This window comes from Leifsonia shinshuensis (assembly GCF_013410375.1).
Classification (GTDB): Bacteria; Actinomycetota; Actinomycetes; order Actinomycetales; family Microbacteriaceae; genus Leifsonia; species Leifsonia shinshuensis.
The window spans coordinates 785944-810820 of the sequence record NZ_JACCFL010000001.1 but is presented as its reverse complement, the minus strand read 5'-3'; the positions used below and the strand labels follow the sequence as shown (position 1 = coordinate 810820).

General features: G+C 72.5%; 21 protein-coding genes. 16 read left to right on the top strand and 5 right to left on the bottom strand.

What is annotated here, in order from left to right; all coding sequences use genetic code 11:
* Window positions 1-116 precede the first annotated feature (116 nt).
* The gene (locus tag HNR13_RS04000) at window positions 117-1115 is read right to left on the bottom strand and encodes a LacI family DNA-binding transcriptional regulator (RefSeq protein WP_179604556.1); all 999 of its coding nucleotides are present in this window, start codon (window positions 1113-1115) and stop codon (window positions 117-119) included.
* Window positions 1116-1350: 235 nt separating this feature from the next.
* Between HNR13_RS04000 and HNR13_RS03995 the strand changes: the two genes are divergently transcribed.
* From HNR13_RS03995 to HNR13_RS03965, 7 genes are all read left to right on the top strand, one after another.
* Window positions 1351-2640, top strand: a complete 1290-nt coding sequence (locus HNR13_RS03995) for an extracellular solute-binding protein (protein WP_179604555.1) — start codon at window positions 1351-1353, stop codon at window positions 2638-2640.
* A gap of 11 nt (window positions 2641-2651) precedes the next feature.
* A complete protein-coding gene (locus HNR13_RS03990; protein WP_179604554.1) occupies window positions 2652-3722 on the top strand; it encodes a carbohydrate ABC transporter permease in 1071 nt (356 codons plus the stop codon).
* Window positions 3722-4591 carry a carbohydrate ABC transporter permease gene (locus HNR13_RS03985; protein ID WP_179604553.1) on the top strand — a complete coding sequence of 290 codons (870 nt, stop codon included), beginning with the start codon at window positions 3722-3724 and terminating at the stop codon, window positions 4589-4591. The genes HNR13_RS03990 and HNR13_RS03985 overlap by 1 nt, the downstream gene beginning before the upstream one ends.
* Before the next feature lie 61 nt (window positions 4592-4652).
* Window positions 4653-6968, top strand: coding sequence for a beta-xylosidase/alpha-l-arabinosidase (locus HNR13_RS03980; RefSeq protein ID WP_246312712.1), 2316 nt, complete (start codon window positions 4653-4655; stop codon window positions 6966-6968).
* 196 nt (window positions 6969-7164) lie between these two features.
* The gene (locus HNR13_RS03975; RefSeq protein ID WP_179604551.1) at window positions 7165-7911 is read left to right on the top strand and encodes a 3-hydroxybutyrate dehydrogenase; all 747 of its coding nucleotides are present in this window, start codon (window positions 7165-7167) and stop codon (window positions 7909-7911) included.
* Window positions 7908-8828 carry an alpha/beta fold hydrolase gene (locus tag HNR13_RS03970; RefSeq protein WP_343063453.1) on the top strand — a complete coding sequence of 307 codons (921 nt, stop codon included), beginning with the start codon at window positions 7908-7910 and terminating at the stop codon, window positions 8826-8828. Before HNR13_RS03975 ends, HNR13_RS03970 begins: the two co-directional genes overlap by 4 nt.
* Complete coding sequence (locus tag HNR13_RS03965; protein WP_179604550.1) at window positions 8829-9893, top strand: alpha/beta fold hydrolase; 1065 nt, start codon at window positions 8829-8831, stop codon at window positions 9891-9893.
* 5 nt (window positions 9894-9898) lie between these two features.
* On the opposite strand, the gene HNR13_RS03960 is transcribed toward HNR13_RS03965, so the two are convergent.
* Window positions 9899-10507 (bottom strand): TetR family transcriptional regulator C-terminal domain-containing protein, encoded by a 609-nt coding sequence (locus tag HNR13_RS03960; RefSeq protein ID WP_179604549.1) that lies wholly within the window; start codon window positions 10505-10507, stop codon window positions 9899-9901.
* A gap of 58 nt (window positions 10508-10565) precedes the next feature.
* Here HNR13_RS03960 and HNR13_RS03955 point away from each other — a divergent pair, with 58 nt between their 5' ends.
* The 5 genes from HNR13_RS03955 to HNR13_RS03935 all read left to right on the top strand — a co-directional run bounded on the left by HNR13_RS03955 (window position 10566) and on the right by HNR13_RS03935 (window position 16349).
* Complete coding sequence (locus tag HNR13_RS03955; protein ID WP_179604548.1) at window positions 10566-11600, top strand: agmatine deiminase family protein; 1035 nt, start codon at window positions 10566-10568, stop codon at window positions 11598-11600.
* A 61-nt stretch (window positions 11601-11661) separates the two neighbouring features.
* Window positions 11662-13365: an amidase gene (locus HNR13_RS03950; RefSeq protein WP_179604547.1), complete on the top strand. Its 1704-nt coding sequence runs from the start codon at window positions 11662-11664 to the stop codon at window positions 13363-13365.
* A 246-nt stretch (window positions 13366-13611) separates the two neighbouring features.
* Window positions 13612-14160 (top strand): D-alanyl-D-alanine carboxypeptidase family protein, encoded by a 549-nt coding sequence (locus tag HNR13_RS03945; RefSeq protein WP_179604546.1) that lies wholly within the window; start codon window positions 13612-13614, stop codon window positions 14158-14160.
* Between the two features lie 235 nt (window positions 14161-14395).
* On the top strand, window positions 14396-15832 hold the full coding sequence (gene argG / locus HNR13_RS03940; protein WP_179604545.1) for an argininosuccinate synthase: 1437 nt from the start codon (window positions 14396-14398) through the stop codon (window positions 15830-15832).
* Between the two features lie 10 nt (window positions 15833-15842).
* Window positions 15843-16349 (top strand): MarR family winged helix-turn-helix transcriptional regulator, encoded by a 507-nt coding sequence (locus tag HNR13_RS03935; RefSeq protein ID WP_179604544.1) that lies wholly within the window; start codon window positions 15843-15845, stop codon window positions 16347-16349.
* A gap of 15 nt (window positions 16350-16364) precedes the next feature.
* On the opposite strand, the gene HNR13_RS03930 is transcribed toward HNR13_RS03935, so the two are convergent.
* Window positions 16365-19016, bottom strand: a complete 2652-nt coding sequence (locus HNR13_RS03930) for a LuxR C-terminal-related transcriptional regulator (protein WP_179604543.1) — start codon at window positions 19014-19016, stop codon at window positions 16365-16367.
* A 580-nt stretch (window positions 19017-19596) separates the two neighbouring features.
* On the opposite strand from HNR13_RS03930, the gene HNR13_RS03925 reads away from it, so the two are divergent.
* Window positions 19597-20934 (top strand): nucleotide sugar dehydrogenase, encoded by a 1338-nt coding sequence (locus tag HNR13_RS03925; protein ID WP_179604542.1) that lies wholly within the window; start codon window positions 19597-19599, stop codon window positions 20932-20934.
* A 15-nt stretch (window positions 20935-20949) separates the two neighbouring features.
* Here HNR13_RS03925 and HNR13_RS03920 read toward each other — a convergent pair whose 3' ends face one another.
* The gene (locus HNR13_RS03920; protein ID WP_343063452.1) at window positions 20950-22299 is read right to left on the bottom strand and encodes a serine/threonine-protein kinase; all 1350 of its coding nucleotides are present in this window, start codon (window positions 22297-22299) and stop codon (window positions 20950-20952) included.
* A gap of 97 nt (window positions 22300-22396) precedes the next feature.
* Here HNR13_RS03920 and HNR13_RS03915 point away from each other — a divergent pair, with 97 nt between their 5' ends.
* The 3 genes from HNR13_RS03915 to HNR13_RS03905 all read left to right on the top strand — a co-directional run bounded on the left by HNR13_RS03915 (window position 22397) and on the right by HNR13_RS03905 (window position 23386).
* A complete protein-coding gene (locus tag HNR13_RS03915; RefSeq protein WP_343063451.1) occupies window positions 22397-22888 on the top strand; it encodes a MarR family winged helix-turn-helix transcriptional regulator in 492 nt (163 codons plus the stop codon).
* A 70-nt stretch (window positions 22889-22958) separates the two neighbouring features.
* Window positions 22959-23123 (top strand): hypothetical protein, encoded by a 165-nt coding sequence (locus tag HNR13_RS03910; protein WP_179604540.1) that lies wholly within the window; start codon window positions 22959-22961, stop codon window positions 23121-23123.
* Between the two features lie 11 nt (window positions 23124-23134).
* Window positions 23135-23386 (top strand): DUF6458 family protein, encoded by a 252-nt coding sequence (locus HNR13_RS03905; RefSeq protein ID WP_179604539.1) that lies wholly within the window; start codon window positions 23135-23137, stop codon window positions 23384-23386.
* An 83-nt stretch (window positions 23387-23469) separates the two neighbouring features.
* Here the strand turns inward: HNR13_RS03905 and HNR13_RS03900 are convergent, their stop codons facing one another.
* On the bottom strand, window positions 23470-24840 hold the full coding sequence (locus tag HNR13_RS03900) for a pyridoxal phosphate-dependent decarboxylase family protein (RefSeq protein WP_179604538.1): 1371 nt from the start codon (window positions 24838-24840) through the stop codon (window positions 23470-23472).
* Window positions 24841-24877: the final 37 nt, after the last annotated feature.

Genomic DNA, 24877 nt, shown 5'->3' with positions numbered 1-24877 from the left:
CCACGCCCCGGAAGGAGACACGGTCGCGGATCTCCTTCCGAAGGCTGTCCGAACGGACTCGGGCGGCGTGTCCCGGTCCGTTCTCCTGCGCAAGCGGAGACCGCGTGGACCGGGCGCTACGCCGGCGGCGCCGTGCTCGCGCGGCGGATGAGCCGCGTCGGGAGGCGGATGTGCGTCGGGTCCGGCTCCTCGCCGGCCATCAGCGCCACGACCAGCTCCGCCGCGGCCGCGCCCAGCCGCCCCATCGGCTGCCGGATCGTCGTCAGCGGTGTGGAGAACCGGGACGCCTCGGGGATGTCGTCGAACCCGACCACCGACAGGTCGCGCGGCACCTCCAGCCCGAGCTCGTGCGCCACCTCGATGACCACGATCGCGGACAGGTCGTTGGCGGCGAAGATCGCGCTGGGCCGCTCCGGCGCGGCGAGGAGCCGGCGCGCGGCCTCCCGTGCGCTCTCCTGCTCGTAGTTGCCGACGCCGACGATCGACGGGTCGAACGGGATGCCGGCCTCCGCGAGCGCACGCCGGTAGCCCGCGTCGCGCGCGGCCGAGGAGCGCAGGTCCGGCCGGCCGGCCACGAAGCCGATGCGGCGGTGGCCGAGGCCGATCAGGAAGTCGACAGCGCTCCGGGCGCCGCCGAAGCTGTCCGACTCCACGGTCGGGAGGTCTGCGCGGCCGGTGTGCGGGTCGACGGCGACGATCGGGACGTCCGCGTTCACGTTCACCACGGTCGGCGTCACCATGATGACGCCGTCGATGAGCGTGCCGCTGAGCCTGCTGAGCGAGCGGCGCTCCCAGCCCTCGGGCGCGAGCTGGCGCGAGCCGCTGTAGGCGAGGAGGTCGTAGCGCGAGTCGGACAGCGCGGCCCCGACGCCCTTGAGCACCTCGGCGCTGAACGGCTCGAAGTCGGCCACGAGCACGCCGATCACGCCGGTCTGCCGCGACCGCATGCTGCTCGCGACGAGACTGGACTCGTAGCCGAGCTCCTCCACGACCTGGAGCACGCGCTCGGCCGTGTGCGAGGCGACGCCGTAGCGGCCGTTGACCGCTTTGGAGACCGTCGCGGCGGACACGCCGGCGGCCTCCGCCACGTCGTTGATGGTTGGACGTCGTCCCATGATCGAGCAGCATAGCAACCTCGAAAAGGATTTCGAAAAGGATTTCGAAAACGTTTGACACTCCCAGGTGGGCTTGCGACACTGACGTGGTCCGGTCAGCCTCCCGGACCCGACGAGTCCTTGTCCGGCCCCAGGCGAGAGGCTTCGCCCGGCCGGCAGCCCCCGGCACGGACTTCCGTCACAGGCATCGCGAATCCGCGGATGCCGCTCAACGAAGAGAACAGGTTGGAATCACATGAAAGCCAAGAAGCTCCTCATCGGAGCTGCTGTCCTGGCCGCCGGCTCGCTCGCGCTGACCGCGTGCAGCGGCACCTCCTCCGACAGCTCCAGCAACAGCAAAGTCAGCATGACGCTCTGGCAGAACTCGACGACCGGCCCCGGCCAGCAGTACTGGAAGGACGCGATCGCCGCGTTCGAGAAGGCCAACCCGAACGTCACGATCAAGATGCAGTCGATCCAGAACGAGGACCTCGACGGCAAGCTGCAGACGGCGCTCAACTCGGGTGACGCCCCGGACATCTTCCTGCAGCGCGGCGGCGGCAAGATGGCCGCGATGGTCCAGGCCGGCCAGGTCATGGACATCACCGACAAGATCTCCGCCGACACCAAGAAGGTCATCTCCTCGGGCTCGTTCAAGGCGGAGACCTACCAGAACAAGGTCTACGCGATGCCCCTCGCGGTCCTCCCCGGCGGCCTCTTCTACAGCCAGAACCTCTTCAAGGCGGCAGGGATCACCGAGGCTCCCAAGACCATCGACGACCTCAGCGCCGACGTCCAGAAGCTGAAGGCCACGGGCGTCGCCCCGATCGCCCTCGGCGCCAAGGACGCCTGGCCGGCCGCGCACTGGTTCTACTGGTTCGCGCTCCGCGAGTGCTCCGGCACCACGATGGAGAAGACGGCGGACTCGAAGAGCTTCTCTGACGGCTGCTGGCTCAAGGCCGCTCAGGACCTGGAGAACTTCGCCGGCCAGAAGCCCTTCAACGACGGCTTCCTGACCACCTCCGCCCAGCAGGGCGCCGGCTCCTCCGCCGGCCTGGTGGCCAACCACAAGGCCGCCATGGAGCTCATGGGCGCGTGGGACCCGGGCGTGATCGCCTCGCTCACCCCCGACCAGAAGCCCCTCCCCGACCTCGGCTTCTACCCCTTCCCGGAGCTCTCCGGCGGTAAGGGCGAGCCCGGCTCGATCATGGGCGGCGTCGACGGCTACTCCTGCTCCGTGAAGGCGCCGAAGGAGTGCGTGGACTTCCTCAACTTCATCGCGACGACCCCGCAGCAGATCGCCTACTACAAGGCGTTCAACTCGCCGCCGGTCAACACCGACGCCCAGAAGGAGGTCACCGAGCCCTACCTGAAGGAGGTCCTCGCGGCCTACAACAAGGCGCCGTACGTCTCGCAGTGGCTCGACACCGTCCTCGGCCAGAACATCGGCAACGCGCTGAACGTCGCCGTGGTCGACATGCTCGCCGGCAAGACCGACGCCAAGGGCATGATCCAGGCCGCGAACGACGCCGCGAAGAAGGGCTGAGAGGCCCGATAGTGAGCAACACCCGCGAGTCAACCTCGACCGAGCGCGTGTCGACGGCGGATCTCGCGCAGCACGACGGGAGCGGCGCCACCGCGTCGCTCCCGTCGCAGCCGCGCCGCCGCCGCGGCGCGGGCTGGGGCCTCCGCGCCGAGATCCTCCTCCTGGCCGGCCCCGCCGTCATCGTCTTCCTGGCCTTCGTGATCTTCCCGGTCGTGATGGCCGCCTACTACGGCTTCTTCCGCTGGGCCGGGTACGGCACCCCCACCGACTTCGTCGGCCTCCAGAACTACGTCGTCATCCTCACCGACCCGGCCTTCCTGGCGGCGCTCGGGCACAACGCCTTCATCGTCGTGATGTCCATCGTCATCCAGGGCCCGATCGCCATCCTCCTCGCGCTCCTCCTCAACCGGCGCATGAGGGGCCAGTCGCTCATCCGCGTGCTGATCTTCGTGCCCTACGTGATCTCGGAGGTCGTGGTCGGCACCGGCTGGAGCCTGATGCTCGCCACCAACGGCGCGCTCAACGGCTTCCTGCACAATGTCGGCCTCGGCTGGATGGCCCACGACTGGCTGTCCGACCCGAACATCGCCATCTGGACCCTGATGGGCATCCTGACCTGGAAGTACGTCGGCTTCGCCGTCATCCTCTTCCTCGCCGGCCTGCAGGGCATCCCGGAGGAGCTCTACGAGGCCGCAGCGCTCGACGGCGCGTCGTACTGGCAGATCCAGCGCAGGATCACCCTGCCGCTGCTCGGCCCGACGCTCCGGATCTGGGCGTTCCTCTCGATCATCGGCGCCCTCCAGCTGTTCGACCTCGTCTACATCATCTGGGGCCAGTACGTGGCCTCCACCGCGGGCACCTCGACGATGGCCACCTACATGGTCGCGAACGGCCGCAACGCCGGCAACTACGGCTACGGCAACGCCGTGGCCGTCGTGATCTTCCTCATCTCCCTGATCGTCGCGCTCATCTACCAGCGCTTCGTCCTCCGCCGTGACACCGCCGGTGCGGTCACGACCGCCAAGAAGGCCGAAGGCCGCACGGGCCGCCGCAACGGGGCCGCAACAGAAAGGACGGCGTGATGACCACCCTCACCGTCTCCACCCGCGCCGCGCGCCGCGCCGAGCGGAAGAGCCTCCCCTGGGGATCGCCGGCCGTCTACTTCGTCGCGCTGATCGTGATCGCGCTGATGATCGTGCCGATCGCGTACATCATCATCGGCGGCTTCCGCACGAACTCGCAGATCACCGTCGACCCGGCCGGCTTCCCGAACCCGTGGAACCCGGCGAACTACCTGGACGTGCTCACCGGAAGCGTCTTCTGGGGCCAGGTCCTCAACTCCACGGTCGTCGCCCTCGTCACGACCGTCGGCGCGGTGGCGCTCGGGCTGATGGCCAGCTACGTGCTCGCCCGGTACACCTTCCGGGGCAGCGGCTTCCTCTACGCGCTGTTCGCCGCCGGGCTGATGTTCCCGATCACCGTCGCGATCACGCCGCTCTACATCGTGGTGCGCAACCTCGGCCTGATGAACTCGCTCGCGGGCGTCATCATCCCGCAGATCGCGTTCGCGCTGCCGACGACGATCATCATCCTGGTGCCGTTCCTCCGCGCGATCCCGGACGAGATCCAGGAGGCCGCCTTCATCGACGGCTGCAGCCGGATCGGCTTCTTCTTCCGGATGGTGCTGCGGCTCTCGCTCCCCGGCGTGATCACGGTGGGCATCCTCGCCTTCATCGCGAGCTGGAACAGCTACCTGCTGCCGCTGTTCATCCTCAACGACCAGGCGACCTTCACCCTGCCGCTCGGCGTGCAGGCGTTCTCGTCGCAGTACGCCACCGACACCTCCAAGGTGCTGGCGTTCACGTCGCTCTCGATGATCCCCGCGCTGATCTTCTTCAGCCTGTTCGAGCGCCGGATCGTCGGCGGTCTCACCGGTGCGGTCAAGGGCTGAGCCCGGCTCCCCGCTCGCGTTCCCGACACGTTCCCGTACCACCCGTATGCAGGAAAGAAGCATGACTACGACTGACAACCTCCCCACCGTCTCCGAGCGCGTGCGCGACCTGCACGCCCGGATGACTCTCGACGAGAAGCTCGCGCAGATCGTCGGCTACTGGGTCGACAAGGGCGACGACAACGTCGCACCGCTCGACGGGGAGATGACCACCGGCCAGAGCTACGAGGACGCCACCGCGAACGGCATCGGCCACCTCACCCGCGTGTACGGCACGCGCCCCGTCGACCCCGTGGAGCGCGCCTCCTGGCTGTGGTCGGAGCAGCGCCGGCTGCGCGAGCAGACCCGGCTCGGCATCCCCGCGCTCGTGCACGAGGAGTGCCTGACCGGGCTGGCGGCGTGGAAGGCCGCGACCTTCCCGACCCCGCTCGCCTGGGGCGCCGCGTTCGACCCGGAGCTGGTGGAGGAACTGGGTGCGGTGATCGGCGCCTCGATGCGCGAGCTCGGCATCCACCAGGGCCTCGCCCCCGTGCTCGACGTGATCCGCGACCCGCGCTGGGGCCGGGTGGACGAGTGCATCGCGGAGGACCCGTACGTGGTCGGGACGATCGCCACCGCGTACGTGCGCGGCCTGCAGTCGTCGGGCGTGCACGCCACGCTCAAGCACTTCGTCGGCTACTCGGCGTCGCAGGCCGGGCGCAACCACGCTCCGGTGCACGCCGGGACGCGCGAGGTGCGGGACACGCTGCTGCCCCCGTTCGAGATGGCGGTCCGCGACGGCGGCGTCCGCTCGGTGATGAACTCGTACGCGGAGATCGACGGCGTGCCCGTCGCCGCGAACCCGGCCTACCTCACCGGCGTGCTCCGGGACGAGTGGGGCTTCGACGGCACCGTCGTCGCCGACTACTTCGCGGTGGCGTTCCTGCACACCATGCACCGCGTCGCGGCCGACCGCGGCGAGGCGGCCGCGCTGGCCCTGGCGGCCGGCATCGACGTCGAGCTGCCGACCGGCGACGCGTTCCTCGCCCCGCTGGCCGAGCGCATTCGCGCCGGGCTCGCCGACGAGGCGCTGGTCGACCGCGCCGTGCTGCGCCTGCTCGCGCAGAAGGAGGAGCTCGGCCTGCTGGACGAGACCTTCGAGGAGCCGCCGACGTCCGTCGACCTGGACTCCCCCGCGCACCGCGCGCTCGCGCTGCGCCTGGCCGAGGAGTCGCTGGTGCTGCTCACCAACGACGGCGCCCTCCCGCTCGAGGGCGACCGCGCCGCCGCCCGCATCGCGGTCGTCGGCCCGAACTCCGACGCCGCCGAGGCGCTGATGGGCTGCTACTCGTTCGCCAACCACGTGCTCGCCCACCACCCGGAGGTCCCGCTCGGCTTCGAGCTCCCCTCGGTGCTGGAGGCGCTGCGCGAGGAGTTCCCCGCGGCGGAACTCGTGCACGCCCGCGGCTGCGACGTGGAGGGCGACGACCGCTCCGGCATCGTCACCGCGGTCAGCGCGGCGGCCGACGCCGACGTGGCCGTGGTCGTCGTCGGCGACCGCGCGGGCCTGTTCGGCCGCGGCACGGTCGGCGAGGGCAACGACGTGGAGAGCCTGGAGCTCCCCGGCGTGCAGCGCGAGCTGGTGGAGGCCGTCGTCCGCACCGGGACGCCGACCGTCGTCATCGTGCTGTCCGGCCGCCCGTACGCGATCGACTGGGCCATCACCGGACCGGACGCGCCCGCGGCCGTGCTGCAGGCGTTCTTCCCCGGCGAGGAGGGCGGCCGAGCCATCGCCGCCGTGCTGTCCGGCCGGGTCTCGCCCAGCGGCCACCTCCCGGTGTCGCTGCCGCGGTCGGCCGGCGCTCAGCCGTTCTCGTACCTGCACCCGCTGCTCGGCGGCCCGTCCGACGTGACGAGCGCCGACAGCACCCCGGTCCTGCCGTTCGGTCACGGCCTCAGCTACACGACCTTCGAGCGCACCGGGCTGGAGGCCGACGCGGCCGTGGCCGCCGGCGGCGAGTTCGAGGTGCGGGTCACCGTCCGCAACAGCGGCGAGCGCGCGGGCTCCGACCTGGTGCAGCTCTACGCCCGCGACGTGTTCGCGAGCGTCACGCGCCCGGTCGCCCAGCTGCTCGGCTACGCCCGCGTCTCGCTGGAGCCGGGCGAGGAGGCCGTGGTCGCCTTCCAGGTGCCGTCCACCCGGCTGGCCTTCACCGGCCTCGACGGCGTCCGCATCGTGGAGCCCGGCGACGTCGAGCTCTGGGTGGGCCCGTCCTGCGCCGAGCGCGAGACGGAGACGCGCATCGCGCTGACCGGCCCGAAGCACGCGGTCACCCCGGCCGACGCGCGCCTGGTCCGCACCACGGTCGCCGCCTCCGCTCCCGCCCCCACCGCCTGACCCCTACCCGCTTCCCCCTCCCCTCCGCGAACGGAGGAGATCCGCCCTCCCCCGGCCGCGATCTCCTCCGTTCGCTGCGTTTCGGCGGCGTGTCGCCCTCGATCTCCTCCGTTCCCGACAGCCCCTTCTTCCGCCGGGCCGCGGCCCGCGGGTAGGGTGCCGGTGTGGGCGGACGCGCCCGGGAAGGAAAGCGGCTATGGCGGACCTCTCGGGGCGCAGGTCCCTCATCACCGGCGGTGCGAGCGGCATCGGTCTGGCGTGCGCCGAGGCCTTCGCCGCCGCCGGCGCGCGGGTCACGATCGCCGACCTCAACGGCGACGCGGCACGTGCCGCGGCCGACCGGCTGGGCGGCGACGCGTGGGAGGTCGACCTCTCGGACACCGCCGCGCTCGGCGACCTCCGCCTCGACACCGACATCCTCGTCAACAACGCCGGTCTGCAGCACGTGCGGCCGATCCCGGAGTTCGAGCCGGAGAGCTTCGCACTCCTGCTGCGGATCATGCTGGAGGCGCCGTTCCTCCTCATCCGCGCCGCCCTCCCCGGCATGTACGAACGTGGCTTCGGGCGGATCATCAACATCTCCAGCGTCCACGGCCTGCGCGCCTCCGAGTTCAAGTCCGCCTACGTCGCGGCGAAGCACGGCCTCGAGGGCCTCTCGAAGGTGACCGCGCTGGAGGGCGCCGCGCACGGCGTCACCTCCAACTGCATCGAGCCCAGCTACGTCCGCACGCCGCTGGTCGAGAAGCAGATCGCGGACCAGGCCCGGCTGCACGGTATCCCGGAGGACGAGGTGGTCGAGAGGATCATGCTCACCGAGCCCGCGATCAAGAGCCTGGTCGAGCCGGAGGAGGTCGCCGGCCTCGCGCTCTGGCTCGCGGGCAGCGGATCACGGATGGTCACCGGCGCGAGCTACACGATCGACGGCGGCTGGAGCGCGAAGTGACGGGCTTCACGCCGGCGGAGCCGTTCCGCGTCCCGGTCGCCGGCGGCGAGCTCGCCGGCGGACAGTGGCACGCGGACGCCGGCGGGACGCCGCTGGTCGGCATCCACGGGATCACCGCCAACCACGTCTCGTGGAGCATGGTCGCCGCGGCACTGCCGGGCGTTCGGCTGATCGCGCCGGACCTGCGCGGGCGCGGCCGCAGCAACGGCCTCCCCGGGCCGTACGGGCTGACCCAGCACGCCGATGACATCGCCCGGATGCTCGACGGGCTCGGCGTCGAGCGCGCCATCGTCGCCGGGCATTCGATGGGTGCGTTCGTGGCGGTCTGGCTGGCCGAACGCCACCCCGACCGGGTGGAGCGGTTGGTGCTGATCGACGGCGGTCTCCCGGTCTACGGCACGGCCGACCTCGGCCCCGCGCGCGACCGGCTGCGGATGACCTTCGCGAGCGAGGAGGAGTACCTGGCGTTCTGGCGCCGGCATCCCGCGCTCGGGCCCTGGTGGAACGACGCTGTCGAGGCCTACGCGCTGTACGACCTGGTCGGCGCGCCGCCCGAGCTGCGGTCGAGCGTGTCGGAGGAGGCCATGTCGGCCAACGCGATCGAGGTCGGCGGCGCCGACGGCTACGAAGAGGCCCTCGCCGGGCTGACGCTGCCGATCGCGTTCGTGCGCGCGCCGCGCGGCCTCCTGAACACGGACCCGCTCTACCCGCCGGAGGAGCCCGCCGAGTGGCGCACCCGGCTGCCCTGGTTCGAGGCGTTCGAGGCCGAGGACGTGAACCACTACACGATCGTGATGACGGAGGCCGGGGTCCGTCAGCTCACTCCGCACCTGCCCGGCGCGTATCCCGCCCACCCGCACTACCACTCCCACCCGCACACCTCCGATCCCGGCACCTCCGACCCGAAGGAGACGTAAGTGACCGCAACCCTGCTCCCCGGCATCGTCGCCCGCAGCGTCACGACGCCCCGCTACACGGCCAACGTGCTGGCGCGCACGACCGACCCGACCGTCGCCGCCGACGCCACCCGGACCATCGTGTTCGTGCACGGCAACGTGTCGTCGTCGCTGTTCTGGCAGCCGCTGATGCTGTCGCTCCCCGAGGGCACGCGCGCCCTCGCGATCGACCTCCGCGGCTTCGGGGAGAGCGAGACGCTGCCCGTCGACGCGACCCGCGGGGTCGGCGACTTCTCGGAGGACGTCGCGGCCGTGCTCGACGCGCTCGACAGCGGGCCGGTGCACCTGGTCGGCTGGAGCATGGGCGGCGGTGTGGTGATGCAGCTGCTGCTCGACCGTCCCGACCTGGTGCGCAGCCTGACGCTGGTATCCACGGTCTCCCCGTACGGTTTCGGCGGAACGGCGCTCGACGGCAGCCTCCTCAACTCCGACGCCTCGGGAACCGGCGGCGGCGGAGCGAACCCGGACTTCGTGGAGCGGCTCGCCGCCCACGACACCGGCGAGGACTCGCCGACCTCGCCGCGCGCCGTCTACCGCTCGGCCTACGTGGCGCCGGGCTTCACGACCGAGTACGAGGACCTCTGGGTGCAGTCGATGCTCACGACCGCGACCGGCGTGGACAACTACCCCGGCGACGCGACGGCGACCGACGAGTGGCCGGGCTTCGCGCCCGGCCCGCACGGCGTCCTCAACACGATGGCGCCGACCTACTTCGACACGACCGACATCATCGACCTCCCGGTCAAGCCGCCGATCCTCTGGATCCACGGCGCGCTCGACGCGATCGTCAACGACGCGTCCTTCTTCGACCTCAACCAGCTCGGCGCCGCCGGCGTCATCCCCGGCTGGCCCGGCGAGGAGGTCGCACCCCCGCAGCCGATGCTCAAGCAGATCCGCGCGGTGCTGGAGAGCTACCAGGCGCAGGGCGGGGTGACGCGGGAGGTGGTGTTCGAGGACTGCGGGCACTCGCCGCACATCGAGAAGCCGGAGGAGTTCCTGGCGGAACTGGTGGCGTGGGTGCAGTAGGTCTCCTACCCCACCAGCACCCCGCGCTCCACCCCCAGCATCCCCTCGACCGCATGCCCGAGCAGCGACCCGCGGTCGGCGGCGCCGCCCCAGCGGACCAGCGCCTGAGCGTTGAGGCCGTCGAGCATCCCGAGGAGCTGCCAGGCGACCGCGCGCGGGTCCTCCACCCGGAACGATCCGGCCGCGACTCCCTCAGCGATCACGCCCTCGAACACGTCGCTCCAGGCGTCCATCTGGTCGCGGACCGCCGCGCCCAGCACCGGGTTTCGGCGGCCGAGCGCCCAGGCCTCCACCCACACGACGGTGACGTCGTCGCGGCTGCCGTCGAGGAGCGTGCGCAGCAGCGTCGCGAGCCCGGCGGCCGGGGACGGGGCCGCGGCGAGCAGGCCGCGCAGCTCCGCGATCTCCGCGGCGACGATGCTCGTGAAGGTCTCGGCGACCAGTGCGTCCATCGACTCGTGGTAGTGCGCGACCAGCGCGGGCGCGACCGCCGCGCGGGCGGCGACGGCGCGCAGCGTCACGGCGGCCAGGCCCTCGTCGAGGGCGAGCGCGCGGGCGGCGGCGGCCAGTTCGGCGCGGCGCTCGGCGGGCGGTCTGCGGGCTGCTCTTGACATCGTGGGTCCAGTATAGGTATCTATTGATCATCCGATCAATAGAGCCCGGAGGTTCACGATGACCTGGCGCATGCCCGCCGAGACCGCACCGCACGAGCGCACCTGGATGGCTTTCCCGCGCGCCGGCATCACCCTCGGCGACGACGCCGCGTCCGCCGAGGAGGCCTACGCCGCCTGGACCGCCGTCGCCCACGCGGTCGCCGAGTTCGAGCCGGTCACGATGGTGGTCGACCCGTCCGAGCGCGAGCGCGCCGCCCGCATGCTCGGCTCGCACGTCGAGCAGATCGAGGCGCCGCTCGACGAGTTCTGGATGCGCGACTTCGGCCCGACCTTCGTGGTCGACGACGAGCGCCCCGGCGTGCTCGGCGCCGTCGACTGGACCTTCAACGGCTGGGGCGACCCGGCCTGGTCCGAGTGGCGCAAGTCCGCGGAGATCGCCCGCTTCGTCGCCGACCGCACCGGCGCCGAGCTGGTCAGCTCGGTCCTCGTGAACGAGGGCGGCGGCATCCACGTCGACGGCGACGGCACCGTGCTGCTCACCGAGACCGTCCAGCTCGACCCGCGCCGCAACAAGTACGCCGACAAGGCCCGCGTGGAGGCCGAGCTCGCCCGCACGATCGGCGCCACCCACGCCGTCTGGCTGCCGCGCGGCCTCACCCGCGACTACGACGACTTCGGCACCAACGGCCACGTCGACATCGTCGCCACCATCCCCTCCCCCGGCCGCCTGCTGCTGCACACCCAGCGCAACCCCGAGCACCCCGACTTCGCGGTGTCCCGCGAGCTGCGCGCCTTCCTCTCCGGGACGACCGACGCCGCCGGCCGCGCTTGGGACATCATCGACCTCCCCGCGCCGACGACCCTCCGCGACGAGGAGGGCTTCGTCGACTGGAGCTACGTGAACCACCTCGTCGTCAACGACGGCGTGATCGCGTGCGGCTTCGGCGAGGAGGCCGCGGACGCCGAGGCCACCGAGATCCTGGCGGCCGCGTACCCGGGCCGCCGGGTGAGCATGGTCGACTCGCGCCCGATCTTCGCCCGCGGCGGCGGCATCCACTGCATCACGCAGCAGCAGCCGGCGGTGCAGCGATGACGGGCCGCGCCCGCACCCTCCGGAGTTCCGGAGCCGACCGCAGCACCGAAGGAGCCCGCGCATGACCGCCTTCGACGTCGTGGAGGCCGGCATCGCCGACCTCCGCCGGGCCCTGGAGTCCGGCGAGACCACCAGCGCCGAACTGGTCGACGCCTACCTCGCCCGCATCGACGCGTACGACGCCGCCGGCCCGCGGCTCAACGCCGTGATCGTGCGCAACCCCGACGCCCGCGCCGAGGCCCGCGCCGCCGACGAGCGCCGCGCCCGCGGCGAGACGCACGGCCCGCTGGACGGCATCCCGTACACGGCCAAGGACAGTTACCTGGCCCGCGGGCTCACCGCGGCGGCCGGCTCCCCGGCGTTCGAGCACCTCGTCGCCCAGCGCGACGCCTTCACCATCGAGCGGCTGCGCGCCGGCGGGGCGATCCTGCTCGGCCTCACCAACATGCCGCCGATGGCGAACGGCGGCATGCAGCGCGGCGTCTACGGCCGCGCCGAGAGCCCCTACAACGGCGACTACCTCACGGCCGCGTTCGGCTCCGGGTCGTCCAACGGCTCCGGCACCGCGACGGCCGCGAGCTTCGCCGCGTTCGGTCTCGGGGAGGAGACCTGGTCGTCCGGCCGGGCCCCGGCCTCCAACAACGCGCTCTGCGCCTACACCCCGTCGCGCGGCGTCATCTCCGTGCGCGGCAACTGGCCGCTGGTGCCGACGATGGACGTCGTGGTCCCGCACACCCGCACGATGGCCGACCTCCTGGAGGTCCTGGACGTCATCGTCGCCGACGACACCGAGACCCGCGGCGACTTCTGGCGCGCGCAGCCGTGGGTGCCGATCCCGCCCGCTTCGGAACTGCGGCCCGCGTCATACCCGGCGCTGGCCGAGGGCGCGAGCCTCGCCGGCCGCCGCATCGCCGTCCCGCGCATGTACATCAACAAGGACGAGGAGGCCGGCACCGGCGAGCACGTCGGCATCGGCGGCCCGACCGGGCAGCGCATCCGCACCCGCGACTCGGTGATCGCGCTGTGGGAGGCCGCCCGCCGCGACCTGGAGGCCGCCGGCGCCGAGGTGGTCGAGACCGACTTCCCCGTCGTGTCGAACTACGAGGGCGACCGCCCGGGCGCCCCGACCATCGCCACCCGCGGCCTGGTCTCGCCCGCGTACCTGCGCCGGGAGATCATCGACCTCTCCGCGTGGAGCTGGGACGACTTCCTCGCCGCCAACGGCGACCCGGCGCTGAACACGCTCGCCGACGTCGACGGCGCGCGGATCTTCCCCCAGCCGGAAGGCGCGCTGCCGGACCGGTACACCGGCTTCGACGACGACATCGCCGAGTACCCGGCCTGGGTGCGCGAGCACCCGGGAACGACGCTCGAGGGCATCCCGGAGCTGGCCAACGGCCTGCGCGGCCTCGAGGAGACCCGCCGCGTGGACCTCGAGGAGTGGATGGCCGGCCTCGGCGTCGATGCCGTCGTCTTCCCCGCGGTCGCGGACGTGGCCCCGGCCGACATGGACGTGAACCCGGCCTCCGCAGACCTCGGCTGGCGCAACGGCGTCTGGGTGGCGAACGGCAACCTGGTGCCCCGCCACCTCGGCATCCCGACCGTGACGGTCCCGATGGGGACCATGACCGACACCGGCATGCCCGTCGGCCTGACCTTCGCGGGCCGCGCCTACGACGACGCGGCGCTGCTGACGCTGGCCGCGGCGTTCGAGGCGACCGGCCGGCGGAGGACAGAGCCGCCGCGCACGCCGCGGCTGGGTTAGGGGTCCGCGGCGCGCGGGTGCCGCCTCCGGGGAGTCCGGGTGCGGCACCCGCGCGGGCCGGTTCGACGGGCTGGCGAGGGACCGAGCCGTCGCGCACCCCCGGACTCGGCTAGGCGCCGCGCATCCGGCGGATGCCGCCTCGGCGTCCGGGCACGCCCACCCGCCCCGCCGGGTCCGCCCCGCGGCGGACCCGGATACCTCCCGCGGAGGACGCCCGGCCCGGGCACCGCTTGAGAGCGTGGGGCAATGCCCTCCCACCGGCCGCTCCTGCATCTCGCCCTGGCCCTCTCCGCCCTCGTCGCCCTCACCGGGTGCAGCGCCGCCGCGGTCGCGCCGCCGGTGTCGGACGCCGCGCAGCTCACCGACGACGACGGCTACATCCCGGACGGCTCGTCGCTCACGCTCGACAGCGACCTCCCGGCGGTGCGGCGGCTGGAGCCCGCGCTGCTGGACGCGCTCCGGTCGGCGGCCGCGGCGGCGGCCGAACACGGCGCGGAGGTGACGATCGTGGACGGCTGGCGCTCCGAGCGCTACCAGGAGTACCTGTTCGCGCAGGCCGTGCGAACGTACGGGAGCGAGGAGGAGGCGTCCCGCTGGGTGAAGCGCGGCGCCGACTCGGCCCACGTCGCGGGCGCGGCGGTCGACATCGGGACGGCGGACGCGATGGACTTCCTCAGCCGGTTCGGCTCCGAGTGGGGCCTGTGCCAGACCTACGCGAACGAACGCTGGCACTTCGAGCTGCTGACCCGACCGGGCGGCGACTGCCCGGCGCCCCTGGCGGACGGGAGGGGTTAGGGCCGGGCGACGCGATGAGCAGCGCCACGGCGGTTTCGCGCGGCGGGGCCGCCGTGACGCTGCTGTCCCCCTTGTTTCCCCTGGTCCCCTCCAGGTGCCGGCTCGCGAAACGAGGCGGCGAGATCCACATTAGCATCTCACATTTCTAGAGCGCAAATCTAACCATTCCCTTTCGTGCAGCCCGTGCGACCACCCCGCAGGACGCACCCCCACCGCCCGCACTAAGCTGGAAGCCGTGTCCAAAGTCTTGAGCAGTCTTCCCGTCGGTGAGCGAGTCGGCATCGCGTTCTCGGGGGGTCTCGACACCTCCTGCGCGGTCGCGTGGATGCGCGAGAAGGGCGCAGTCCCCTGCACCTACACCGCGGACATCGGCCAGTACGACGAGCCGAACATCGACGAGGTGCCCGGCCGCGCCAAGGAGTACGGCGCGGAGGTCGCACGCCTGGTCGATGCCAAGCGCGCGCTGGTCGAGGAGGGGCTGATCGCGCTGCAGTGCGGCGCCTTCCACATCCGCTCGGGCGGCAAGACCTACTTCAACACCACGCCGCTGGGCCGCGCCGTCACGGGCGTCATGCTCGTGCGCGCCATGATGGACGACGGCGTCGAGATCTGGGGTGACGGCTCCACCTACAAAGGCAACGACATCGAGCGGTTCTACCGCTACGGCCTCATCGCCAACCCCCGGCTGCGCATCTACAAGCCGTGGCTGGACACCGCGTTCGTGGAGGAGCTGGGCGGCCGCACCGAGATGAGCGAGTGGCTCGTCGCGCGCGGGTTCCCGTACCGCGACCCGAGCGAGAAGGCGTACTCGACCGACGCCAACATCTGGGGCGCCACCCACGAGGCCAAGCGGCTCGAGGAGCTCGACGCCGGGCTGGACATCGTGGACCCGATCATGGGCGTCGCCGCCTGGCGCGAGGACGTCGAGGTCACTCCCGAGACCGTCACCGTCGGGTTCGAGGCCGGCCGCCCGGTCGCGCTGAACGGCGTGGAGTTCTCCGACCCGGTGGCGCTCGTGCTGGAGGCCAACGCGATCGGAGGCCGCCACGGTCTCGGCGCGTCCGACCAGATCGAGAACCGCATCATCGAGGCCAAGAGCCGGGGGATCTACGAGGCGCCGGGCATGGCGCTCCTCCACATCGCGTACGAGCGGCTGCTCAACGCGATCCACAACGAGGACACCGTCGCCAACTACCACAACGAGGGCCGCCGCCTCGGCCGACTCATGTACGAGGGCCGCTGGCTCGACCCGCAGTCGCTGATGCTGCGGGAGTCGCTGCAGCGCTGGGTCGGCTCCGCGATCACCGGCGAGGTGACCCTGCGCCTGCGCCGCGGCGACGACTACACGATCCTGGACACGACCGGTCCGGCGCTCAGCTACCACCCCGACAAGCTCTCGATGGAGCGCGTCGGCAACGCCGCCTTCGGTCCGTCCGACCGCATCGGCCAGCTCACCATGCGCAACCTCGACATCGCCGACTCGCGCTCTCGGCTCGAGCAGTACGCGGCGGCCGGACTGATCGGCGGCCCGACCGGCGAGCTCGTCGGCGAGCTGGAGGAGGGCAGCGCCCGCTCGATCCTGGAGCTCGACGTGAGCGCGACCGACGACGCGCTGTCGCGCGAGATCGACGCGTCCTCCGAGGGCGCCGCGTTCGACGCCGGCACCGACTGAGGCGCAGCCGATGGCGCACGAGGTGACGCAGGGCCCCGCCGGAGCGCCCGGCCGCCTCGGCGCCGCGGAGCGCGAGCCGGAGCCCGGACCGGAGAGCGCGCACGAGCCGGAGCACTGGCCGCTCGGCCGCCTGCTCGGCGCCGCCTCCCGCGCCGTCGAGCGGGCCTGGTACGAGGCGCTGGAGGCCCGCGGCCTCACCCACGCCGGCCTCATCGTGCTGCACTTCCTCGAGCTCGGCTTCGACTCGCAGAGCGACCTCGCCCGGGCGGCGCAGGTGGAGGCGCAGACCATGTCGCGCACGGTCGACCGGCTGGAGCGCGAAGGGCTCGTCATCCGGACGCCCGACCCCGCCGACCGCCGGCGCCACATCGTGTCGATCACCGAACGCGGTCACGCCGCGTTCGAGGCGGTGCGCGGCCTGGAGGACGAGGTCTTCCCCACGGTCGACGACCCGGCGGCGCTGCGGGCCGCGCTGATCCAGATCGTCAGCGCAGCCCCCGCGCGACCGCCCCGCTGAGCCGGGGCGGCCGGATCAGGCGATCCGGTCGTCGCCCTCGTAGCGGTTCTTCCCGATCGGCAGCCGCGGCCGCAGCAGCCCGAGGTCGTACGCGATCCGCACCGCCTCCTCGCGGGAGTTGGCCCCCAGCTTGCGGTAGATGCTCCTGGTCTGCGTCTTCACCGTGTTGATGGAGACGACCAGCGAGCGGGCGATGTACTCGAGGCTCGCGGTCGACTGGAGCCGGTCGAGCACGATCCGCTCCCGCTGCGTGAGCTGTGCCGCCATCGCCGCCTCCGAGAAGAGCGGCTTGATCCGCCGGCGCTGAGCCTCGACGCCGTCCGCCTCCGCGGCGGAGGCCGGCAGCAGCGGGGCGACCTGGCCCTCGATCGTGAGGACGAAGGGCGTGAGCAGGGCGTTCGCCTCCGCGAGCTGCCGCGCGTTCAGCCGGATCGCCGTCGCCCTGGCGCTCTTCAGCCGCTGCAGCGCCTCCGCCTGGACGAGGAGCATCTCCACCCGCGTCCGCGGCCCGGCGCCCTCCGCCAGGACCGCCTCCGCCAGCAGCTGAGCGCTCCGGTACTCGCGGAACATCAGCAGCAGGCGCGCCGAGACCGGGCGCAGCGCGTTCGTCCCGTCCGGGAACACCTTGATGAGCTTCTGGGCGGCGACGAGGTTGCCCTGGGACATAAGCAGGTCGGCGCTGAGCGCGACGAAGCGCGCGCTCTCGCTGTTGCTCGGCGTGTGCGACCCCTTGCTGAGCAGCTCCGCGTCGATGATCCGCTGCGCCTCCTCCAGCTCGCCCGTGGCGAGGGCGCGCAGCGCGGACGCGTAGGCCCTGTAGCTGTGCAGCTCCCCGATGTGCGTCTCGTCCCGGGGCTCCCGGCCGGCGCGGGCCTCGCCTTCGGCCTCCGACGCCGCGAACGGCGCGCGTTCGGTCTCGATCAGGCGCCGCGCGATCGCGAGGGGCGCGAGCGCGCGCGGGAGCCTCTTCCTGTCATCGCTCACGAACGAGCGCAGCCGGTCGGCCACCGTCTTGGCGCGGTCCAGCTCGCCGTGCAGCGCGTAGGCCAGCGCCGCGGCGCCGGAGGCGAAGAGGTACAGGTCGGGGTCGTCGGAGACGCCGATCGCGCAGCGCTCGAAGGAGGTGATCGACTCCTGCTCCCGGCCGAGCCGCAGCTGCGTCAACCCCATCTCCAGCCACGCCAGCGGCGGGACCGGCACCGAGGGATCCGGCGTCGACAGGGCGCTCAGGAAGTCGTCGGCGTGCGCGAGCCGCCCCACCTTGCGCAGCGCGACCATGCTGGCCAGATCCGTCCAGTACTGCCGGACCGGGTCGAGCCGCCTGCCGCGGAGCGCCTGCGGCTCGGCGGCGGCGTGGTAGAGCTCGAGCGCCGCCGCGGGCTCGGCTCCGGCGTTCTCGCGCAGGAGACCGGTCACCGTGAGCAGGATGACCGACGAGCGCAGCGCGCCGAGCTCGATGGCGCCGAGCTCCTGGAGGTACTCCGCGGCGTCGTCGCTGAACGCCGACGTCCAGTTGCGGGCGACGATCGTCTCGGCCGCGGCGAGGTCGTTGGTCCGCAGGGCCTGGCGGAGTGCGGCGATGGAGTCGCCGTTCGCCTCCAGGACGTCGAGGAGCTCGGCCGCGAGCCGGTCTCCCTCGCCCGGCGACGCCGCGTCGAGCTCGGCCCTCAGGACCGTGCGGACCGCGTCGAGGAGCTCGTAGACCAGCCTGCCCTGGCCGCGGGCGTAGGTCCAGACGCCGAGACCGGCCGACTCCGCGACCGCGAGGACGCCGTCGGCGGCCGCGTCCGCCCCGATCCGCTCCACGATGTGCGGGTCGAGGTAAGGCGCGACCGACGCGCGCTGCAGCCCGAGGCGGCCCTCGTCCCCGTCGGGGGCCTGGGCCAGCAGCTCGGTCACGACGGTGTCCATGATCTCGTCGAGCGCCCGCGCCGCGACCGGCTCCGCGAGCGCGGACCGCGGGTCGTCGAACAGACGGACCATCGCGCGGGCCGCCAGCGGCCAGCCGCGGCTCTGGCGCCACACGTGGTCGAGGATGCGGTGCTCGACGTCGAGCCCGATGGCGCGCGCGACCTCGTCGAGCTCGTCGCGGTCGAAGGCGAGGTCGTCGTTCTGCACGACCACGAGGTCGAGGATCGCGGCGAGCGCCGGCGCCTCGAACGCGGTGAGCGCCCGGGTGAGGACGACGAGGTGCAGGTTCGGCGTGCGCCGCAGCAGGTGCACGAGCCGGGAGGTCATCAGACCGTCCCAGCGCCGGCTGTAGCCGTCGAGCACCAGGACGACGGTCCCGCCCCGCCGGCCGATGGCGTCCTGCGCGGCCGCCTCGGGGTCGGTGTCCCAGCCCGCCGACGCCTCCTGCGGGTCGAGCACGGTGCGGCACGCGTCCCAGAACCCTCTGGTCTCGCCGGTGACGACGTCGAGGTCGATCCAGGCCGCGGCCGCCCAGCGGGATCCGCCCGGGCGTTCGAGCCACTTGCGGACGAGGGAGGTCTTGCCGTAGCCGGCCGGGGCGCGCACGACGGTCGCCTGCTCCCGCAGGCCGCGATCGAGGCGCTCGCTCAGCGCGGTCCGCTCGATCGTGTACCGGGAGAGCCGGGGCAGGCCCCGCTGGGCTCCCCCGTCGTCGAACGCCGTGGTCGGCGCGTCACGCAGTTCTATCGTCGTCATGCCGGGCTCCTTACGCTCGTTGTCACTGCGTGTGACCCGTTCACGCGCCGGAGTATGACGCGCCCTCGTCGTGACATCACCCGTGCATCACCCATTCCGTTCCCCCTCGTAGTCCTGCCCCCGTCAACCGGATCGCCTGCACCCACGCGCGGTTGTCTGCACCCGGGAGCGCTGCGATGATCGCAGGCGCCCGGTCTCGAATATCCACTCAGTGGAAGACTTTCTCGGAGAGTCGCGGGCGCCTCTCCGCGTCTTCACACGGCCAATCACCCGAACGCTTGCAGGTAACATTGCAGAGATCATACGCCACGTCCACGATGCTCACCTGAGAGATGCCTCAGGGTTCGCGACGGGCGCCGTCACCCCGTCGCCCGGGGTGATCCGGGAGGGCGGGGCGGGTGAAATCCGCCCCAGAGACTTGCGGTCTCGACGCCATGAAGCACAAAATGTGACACATCGCAGCGTCACTTTTCGGGATTCGCTGCGATGTGTCCGCTGCCTATCCCCTCCGGCGGCGAGAGGTGCGGGCGTCGTCCCCTGACATGAGCGGCGCCCGCACCGGGGCGCGAGGAGTGAGAGCGTGAGACTTTCGGTAGTGGGCTGCGGGTACCTCGGAGCGGTCCACGCGGCCGCGATGGCCGACCTCGGGCACGACGTCGTCGGGATCGATGTCGACGCGGGGAAGATCGAGCGGCTCTCCCGGGGCGAAGCGCCCTTCTTCGAGCCCGGCCTCCAGGACCTGCTGCACTCCGGCCTGGGCAGCGGCCGGCTGCGCTTCACCACCGACCCCGCCGCGCTGGCCTCCGCCGAGCTGCACTTCATCGCCGTGGGCACCCCGCAGCGGGGCGACGGCGACGGCGCTGACCTCTCGTTCGTGGACGCCGCGTTCGCCCAGGTGCTGGCGCACGGCGCCGACGGGGACATCGTGGTCGGCAAGTCGACGGTCCCGGTCGGCACGGTGGAACGTCTCGCCGCCTCGATCCCCGCGGACGGCCCGGACCTGACCCTGGCGTGGAACCCGGAGTTCCTCCGCGAAGGCCATGCGGTCGCCGACTCGCTGACTCCGGACCGCCTCGTCTTCGGCGTCGCGGACGGCTCGGCGGACTCTCCGGCGGCCGCGGCGCTCGAGCGCGTGTACGCCCGGCCGCTGCACGAAGGCACGCCGCTGATCGTGACCGACTGGGCGACGGCGGAGCTGGTGAAGGTCGCGGCGAACGCGTTCCTGGCCACGAAGATCTCGTTCATCAACGCGATGGCGGAGATCGCGGAGGTCACCGGCGCCGATGTGACGCAGCTGGCGGACGCGATCGGCCACGACGCCCGGATCGGCCGACGCTTCCTCAACGCCGGTGTCGGGTTCGGCGGCGGCTGCCTGCCCAAGGACATCCGCGCGTTCAGCGCCCGCGCCCGGGAACTGGGCCGCGGCGACTCCGTTCGGTTCCTGGACGAGGTCGACACGATCAACCTGCGCCGCCGCGACCGCGTCGTGCGGCTGGCCGCGGAGCTGCTCGGCGACGAGCCCGCCGGACACCGCATCGCGGTGCTGGGCCTCGCCTTCAAGCCCGACTCGGACGACGTCAGGGACTCGCCCGCGCTGGAGATCGCGAGCGCTCTCCGCGCGGCCGGGGCCGTCGTGGTGGCGGCCGACCCGCACGCGGCGGCCAACGCCCGCCTGCGCGACCCCGGGCTCCGGACCGTCGACACGGCGGCCGAGGCGCTGGCCGGCGCCGAACTCGTGATTCTGCTCACCGAGTGGACCGAGTTCGTGACGCTCGATCCGGTGGCGGTCGCGGGCCTGACCGCGGAGCGCCGCGTCATCGACGCGCGCAACGCGCTGGACCCGGAGGCGTGGATCCGCGCGGGCTGGGACTACCGCGGGCTCGGGCGCCGCTCCGCGGCGGCGGTCGGCGTCTCCTGACCGCCGACGGCGGGCTCAGCCGCCGCCTTTGCCCTTGCCGTGGCCGTGGCCGGGACCGTTCCCCGGATTCGGAGCCGGCTTCTGCGGGGCCGGCTTCTGAGGGACCGGCTTCTGCGGGACCGGTGCGGCCGGTGCCGGTGCGGCCGGGGCCGGTGCGGCCGGCGCCACCGTCGTCGTCACGGCGGGTGCGACCGTCTGCGCCGGGACCACGACGCTCGGAGTCGGCCGGGGCGTGCCGACTGCGCCCGTCGGTGACGGGGTCGGTTCAGTGAAGGCCGGGGCGAGCACACCGCCCAGGGCCAGCGCCAGCCCGACGAGTGCTGCGGCCCCTGCCGCGACCGCGCCGGCGAGGACCCGGCGCCGCTTCGCGTCGGTCCGCCCCGCGGCGGGCCCGGAGTCCGTTCCCGCGGTCGGAGCGTCGCCCAGCGCGCCCGCCCTCAGCGCGCCCGCCCCCAGGGCGCCCGCCCCCAACTCGCTCACCGGCAGGGCGGCCGTCGGGGCGACCCACCCGGGGACGTCCACCGCGGGAAGCGTCCAGCCGGCGAGCTGGGGAGCCAGCTCCCTGGCCATGACGGCGACCTCCAGCGCGGTCGGCCTCAGAGCGGGGTCGCGCGCCGTCATCGCGCCGAGCAGCCCGCGCCAGTCCTCGGAAAGCGACCGCGGGATGCGCGGGTCGCGGGCGAGCCTCGCCGTCACGGCCTCCAGCGGGGTGCCGGGATACTCGGTCACGCCGGTGAGGGACTCCAGCGCGACGAGGCCGAGCGCGTAGATGTCCGCGGGCGGCCCCGGCTCGGCGACGTTCGCCTGCTCCGGGCTGAGGTAGCCCGCGGTGCCGATGATCGTTCCCGCCGTGGTCAGCCGCTCGGCGCCGATCAGGTGCGCGATGCCGAAGTCCGCCAGCTTCGCGTGCGGCATCGCGCCGGGCACGCCGGGGTCGGCCAGCAGGATGTTCGCGGGCTTGAGGTCGCGGTGCACCATCCCGGCGCCGTGCACGACCACCAGCGCTTCGGCGATGCCGCCGGCGATCGCCGCGGCCTCCTCCGGGGCCACCGGGCCGCGGTCGAGCCGGGAGCGGAGGTCCTCGCCGTCCACCAGCTCCAGGACGAGGAAGCTCGGGCCGTCGTCGCCTTCGGTCGACAGGTGCGCGTCGAGCAGCGTGACGAGATTCGGATGCGAGACCCGCGCCAGCGCGGTCGCCTCCGCGCGCCGGCGGGCGTCCTCCTGCGCCTCCCCGGCCGCGAACACCTTCACCGCGACGAAGCGCTCCAGCTGCCGGTCGAAGGCGCGATACACCGTGCCCATGCCTCCACGTCCGAGCCGGGCGCGGAGCTCGTAGCGGTCGAGCAGGACGGTGTCGGGGTGCACCGCCCGAGCATACGCGCACTCCGCCATGCCGTGAATCCGCCGAAAATCCGCGCCCCTCCCGTTGCGTTCCTCACCAGGCGGGGGCTGAGTGTCAAGAGTGACTGAACGCTCCGAGACACCCCCGCCCGACACGGGCGTGCTCGAGGCGCTGCAGGTCTACCGAGCTGCCGAGACCGCGATGCGACGGCGCACCGGAGCGGCCATGGGCATCGGCGAGAACGACTTCCTCGCTCTGCGCCTCATCCTCGACAATGCCGCGGAGGGGCGCCGGACGTCGGCGAAGGACGTCAGCGCGTACGTCGGAGTGTCGAGCGCCTCCACCACCGCGCTGATCGACCGGCTGGTCCGCGGCGGCTTCATCGAGCGCCGGACGAACGACGCCGACCGCAGGTCGGTGGACCTCGTGCCGACCCGCGCGGCCCTCGGCGACACCGGCCCGCTGGTCATCGCGCAGGAGCAGATCGCGGCCAAGGCGGCCGAGTTGAGCGAGGAGGACGCCAGGACCGTCACCCGGTTCCTCACGCGGATGCGCGAGACCGTGGACGGCATCGGCGCGGAACGACACGCGAATAGGCCGGAAAGGCCCTGACGTCAAGGGGATTGTTCGATAACCGAAGCAGTTGTTGCGTGGGTCGGGTCAAGGAAAGGACAACCCCTCCATGAACATCCTGCTCATCATCATCGCCATCATCGCGATCGTTCTTCTGCTCACCGGCGGATTCGTGTCGTCCCTGAACTTCCTGCTCTGGGTGGGCATCATCCTGCTGGTCCTGGCAGTGATCGTCTGGCTCGTGCGGCTGCTGACCGGCAGCCGACGCGTATAAGGGAGGCCCCCATGAGTCTGGGCACCGGAATCGTCCTGTTCGTGATCGGTGCGATCCTCGCGTTCGCCCTCAACATCCAGGTCGACTGGATCAATCTCCACCTCGTCGGCTACATCCTGATGGTCGCCGGCGTGGTCGGCATCATCATCGGGATCATCCTGCTGACGCGTCGCCGCCGCACGATCGCGACGACGCGCACCGCCGTCGACCCGGTGACGGGTGACCGCGTCACCCGCCGCGGCGTCGACGACGACATCGTCTGAGTCGGAGAGCTCGGAGTCGGAACCCCCCGGAAAGGACGAGGCCCCCGCCACACGGCGGGGGCCTCGTCGCGTCCGGCCTCCGGTCAGTCCTCCATCGAATCGAGGATCTCGACGAGGTCCTCGAAGGTCGTGAGCGGATTCAGGATGGCGAAGCGCGTGTTGGTCCGGCCGGCGTGCGAGCTCGGCGTGACGAAGGCGCGCTGCTCGTCCAGGAGCCGGGCGGACCACAGCGCGTAGTCCTCCTTGGTCCAGCCCTCGCGCTCGAACACCACGACCGAGAGCTGCGGCTGCCGCACCAGGTGGAAGCCGTCCCGCCGGTCGATCTCGTCGGCGATCCGCCGGGCCAGCAACAGGGACGCCGTGACGGCGTCCCGGTAGGCGGCCGCGCCGTGGGAGGCGAGCGAGAACCAGAACGGCAGGCCGCGGGCGCGCCGGGTGAGGTGTGCGGCGTAGTCGGACGGGCTCCACTCGGTGGCCTCGGTGAGCGTGTCGAGGTACTCGGCGTGCTGGGTGTGCGCGCGCCGCCCCTGCTCCGGGTCGCGGTAGAGCAGCGCGCACGCGTCGAACGGCGCGAACAGCCACTTGTGCGGGTCGACGATGAGCGAGTCGGCGCGCTCGACGCCGGCGAACCGCGGCCGGGCGAGCGGCGACAGCATCCCGGCGAGGCCGTAGGCCCCGTCCACGTGCAGCCAGAAGTCGAACTCGTCCTTCAACGCGGCGATGGAGGCGATGTCGTCGACGATGCCGAAGTTGGTGGAGCCCGCGGTCGCGACGACCGCGAAGACGGCGCCGCCGTGCTCGGCGAGCGCCGGGCGGACGGCGTCGCCGCTCAGCACGCCGGACTCCCCGGGGGAGACGGTGACGACGTCCACGTCCATCACCCGTGCCGCCGAGGCGACGGAGGAGTGCGCCTCCGCGCTGCAGACGATGATCCAGCGCCCGGCCGGGTTGCCGCGCTCGCTGCGCGCGTGGTCGCGGGCGGCCACGAGGGCGGAGAGGTTGCCGAGCGTCCCGCCCTGCACGAACACGCCGCCGGCGGTCGCCGGGAGCCCGAACTCGGAGGCCAGCCAGGCCAGCACCTGGTTCTCGGCGTAGACGGCGCCGGAGCCCTCCAGCCACGACCCGCCGTAGACGGCGCTCGCGGAGACGACGAGGTCGAACGCGGTGGCCGCCTTCGTCGGAGCCGTCGGGATGAAGGAGAGGTATCGCGGGTGGTCGGTCGTGATGCACGCGGGGGCGAGCACGTGCTCGAAGACGGCGAGCGCGCGCTCGGCGCCCATCCCGTTCTCGGAGACGGTGCGCCCGGCCAGCCGGCGCAGCTCCGACTCGGGGAGCGGCTTGTCGAGCGGGGTGTCGGTCGCGAGGATGCGGCGGCGCGAGTAGTCGAGGACGAGGTCGACGAGCTCGGTGGTGTCGCCGGTGACGCTGTGCATACGGGCGGGGTCGGTAGTCATGAGGCCTCCGCACCAATGCTGACACACGACTTCAGCA

Excerpts from the sequence above, each read along its gene's own strand:
- HNR13_RS03930 (WP_179604543.1), bottom strand. The coding sequence starts at position 19,016 with ATGACGACGATAGAACTGCGTGACGCGCCGACCACGGCGTTCGACGAC.
- HNR13_RS03975 (WP_179604551.1), top strand. The coding sequence starts at position 7,165 with ATGGCGGACCTCTCGGGGCGCAGGTCCCTCATCACCGGCGGTGCGAGC.
- HNR13_RS03945 (WP_179604546.1), top strand. The coding sequence starts at position 13,612 with ATGCCCTCCCACCGGCCGCTCCTGCATCTCGCCCTGGCCCTCTCCGCC.
- HNR13_RS03950 (WP_179604547.1), top strand. The coding sequence starts at position 11,662 with ATGACCGCCTTCGACGTCGTGGAGGCCGGCATCGCCGACCTCCGCCGG.
- HNR13_RS03955 (WP_179604548.1), top strand. The coding sequence starts at position 10,566 with ATGACCTGGCGCATGCCCGCCGAGACCGCACCGCACGAGCGCACCTGG.
- HNR13_RS03935 (WP_179604544.1), top strand. The coding sequence starts at position 15,843 with ATGGCGCACGAGGTGACGCAGGGCCCCGCCGGAGCGCCCGGCCGCCTC.
- HNR13_RS03910 (WP_179604540.1), top strand. The coding sequence starts at position 22,959 with ATGAACATCCTGCTCATCATCATCGCCATCATCGCGATCGTTCTTCTG.
- HNR13_RS03985 (WP_179604553.1), top strand. The coding sequence starts at position 3,722 with ATGACCACCCTCACCGTCTCCACCCGCGCCGCGCGCCGCGCCGAGCGG.
- HNR13_RS04000 (WP_179604556.1), bottom strand. The coding sequence starts at position 1,115 with ATGGGACGACGTCCAACCATCAACGACGTGGCGGAGGCCGCCGGCGTG.
- HNR13_RS03995 (WP_179604555.1), top strand. The coding sequence starts at position 1,351 with ATGAAAGCCAAGAAGCTCCTCATCGGAGCTGCTGTCCTGGCCGCCGGC.
- HNR13_RS03900 (WP_179604538.1), bottom strand. The coding sequence starts at position 24,840 with ATGACTACCGACCCCGCCCGTATGCACAGCGTCACCGGCGACACCACC.
- HNR13_RS03980 (WP_246312712.1), top strand. The coding sequence starts at position 4,653 with ATGACTACGACTGACAACCTCCCCACCGTCTCCGAGCGCGTGCGCGAC.
- HNR13_RS03960 (WP_179604549.1), bottom strand. The coding sequence starts at position 10,507 with ATGTCAAGAGCAGCCCGCAGACCGCCCGCCGAGCGCCGCGCCGAACTG.
- HNR13_RS03905 (WP_179604539.1), top strand. The coding sequence starts at position 23,135 with ATGAGTCTGGGCACCGGAATCGTCCTGTTCGTGATCGGTGCGATCCTC.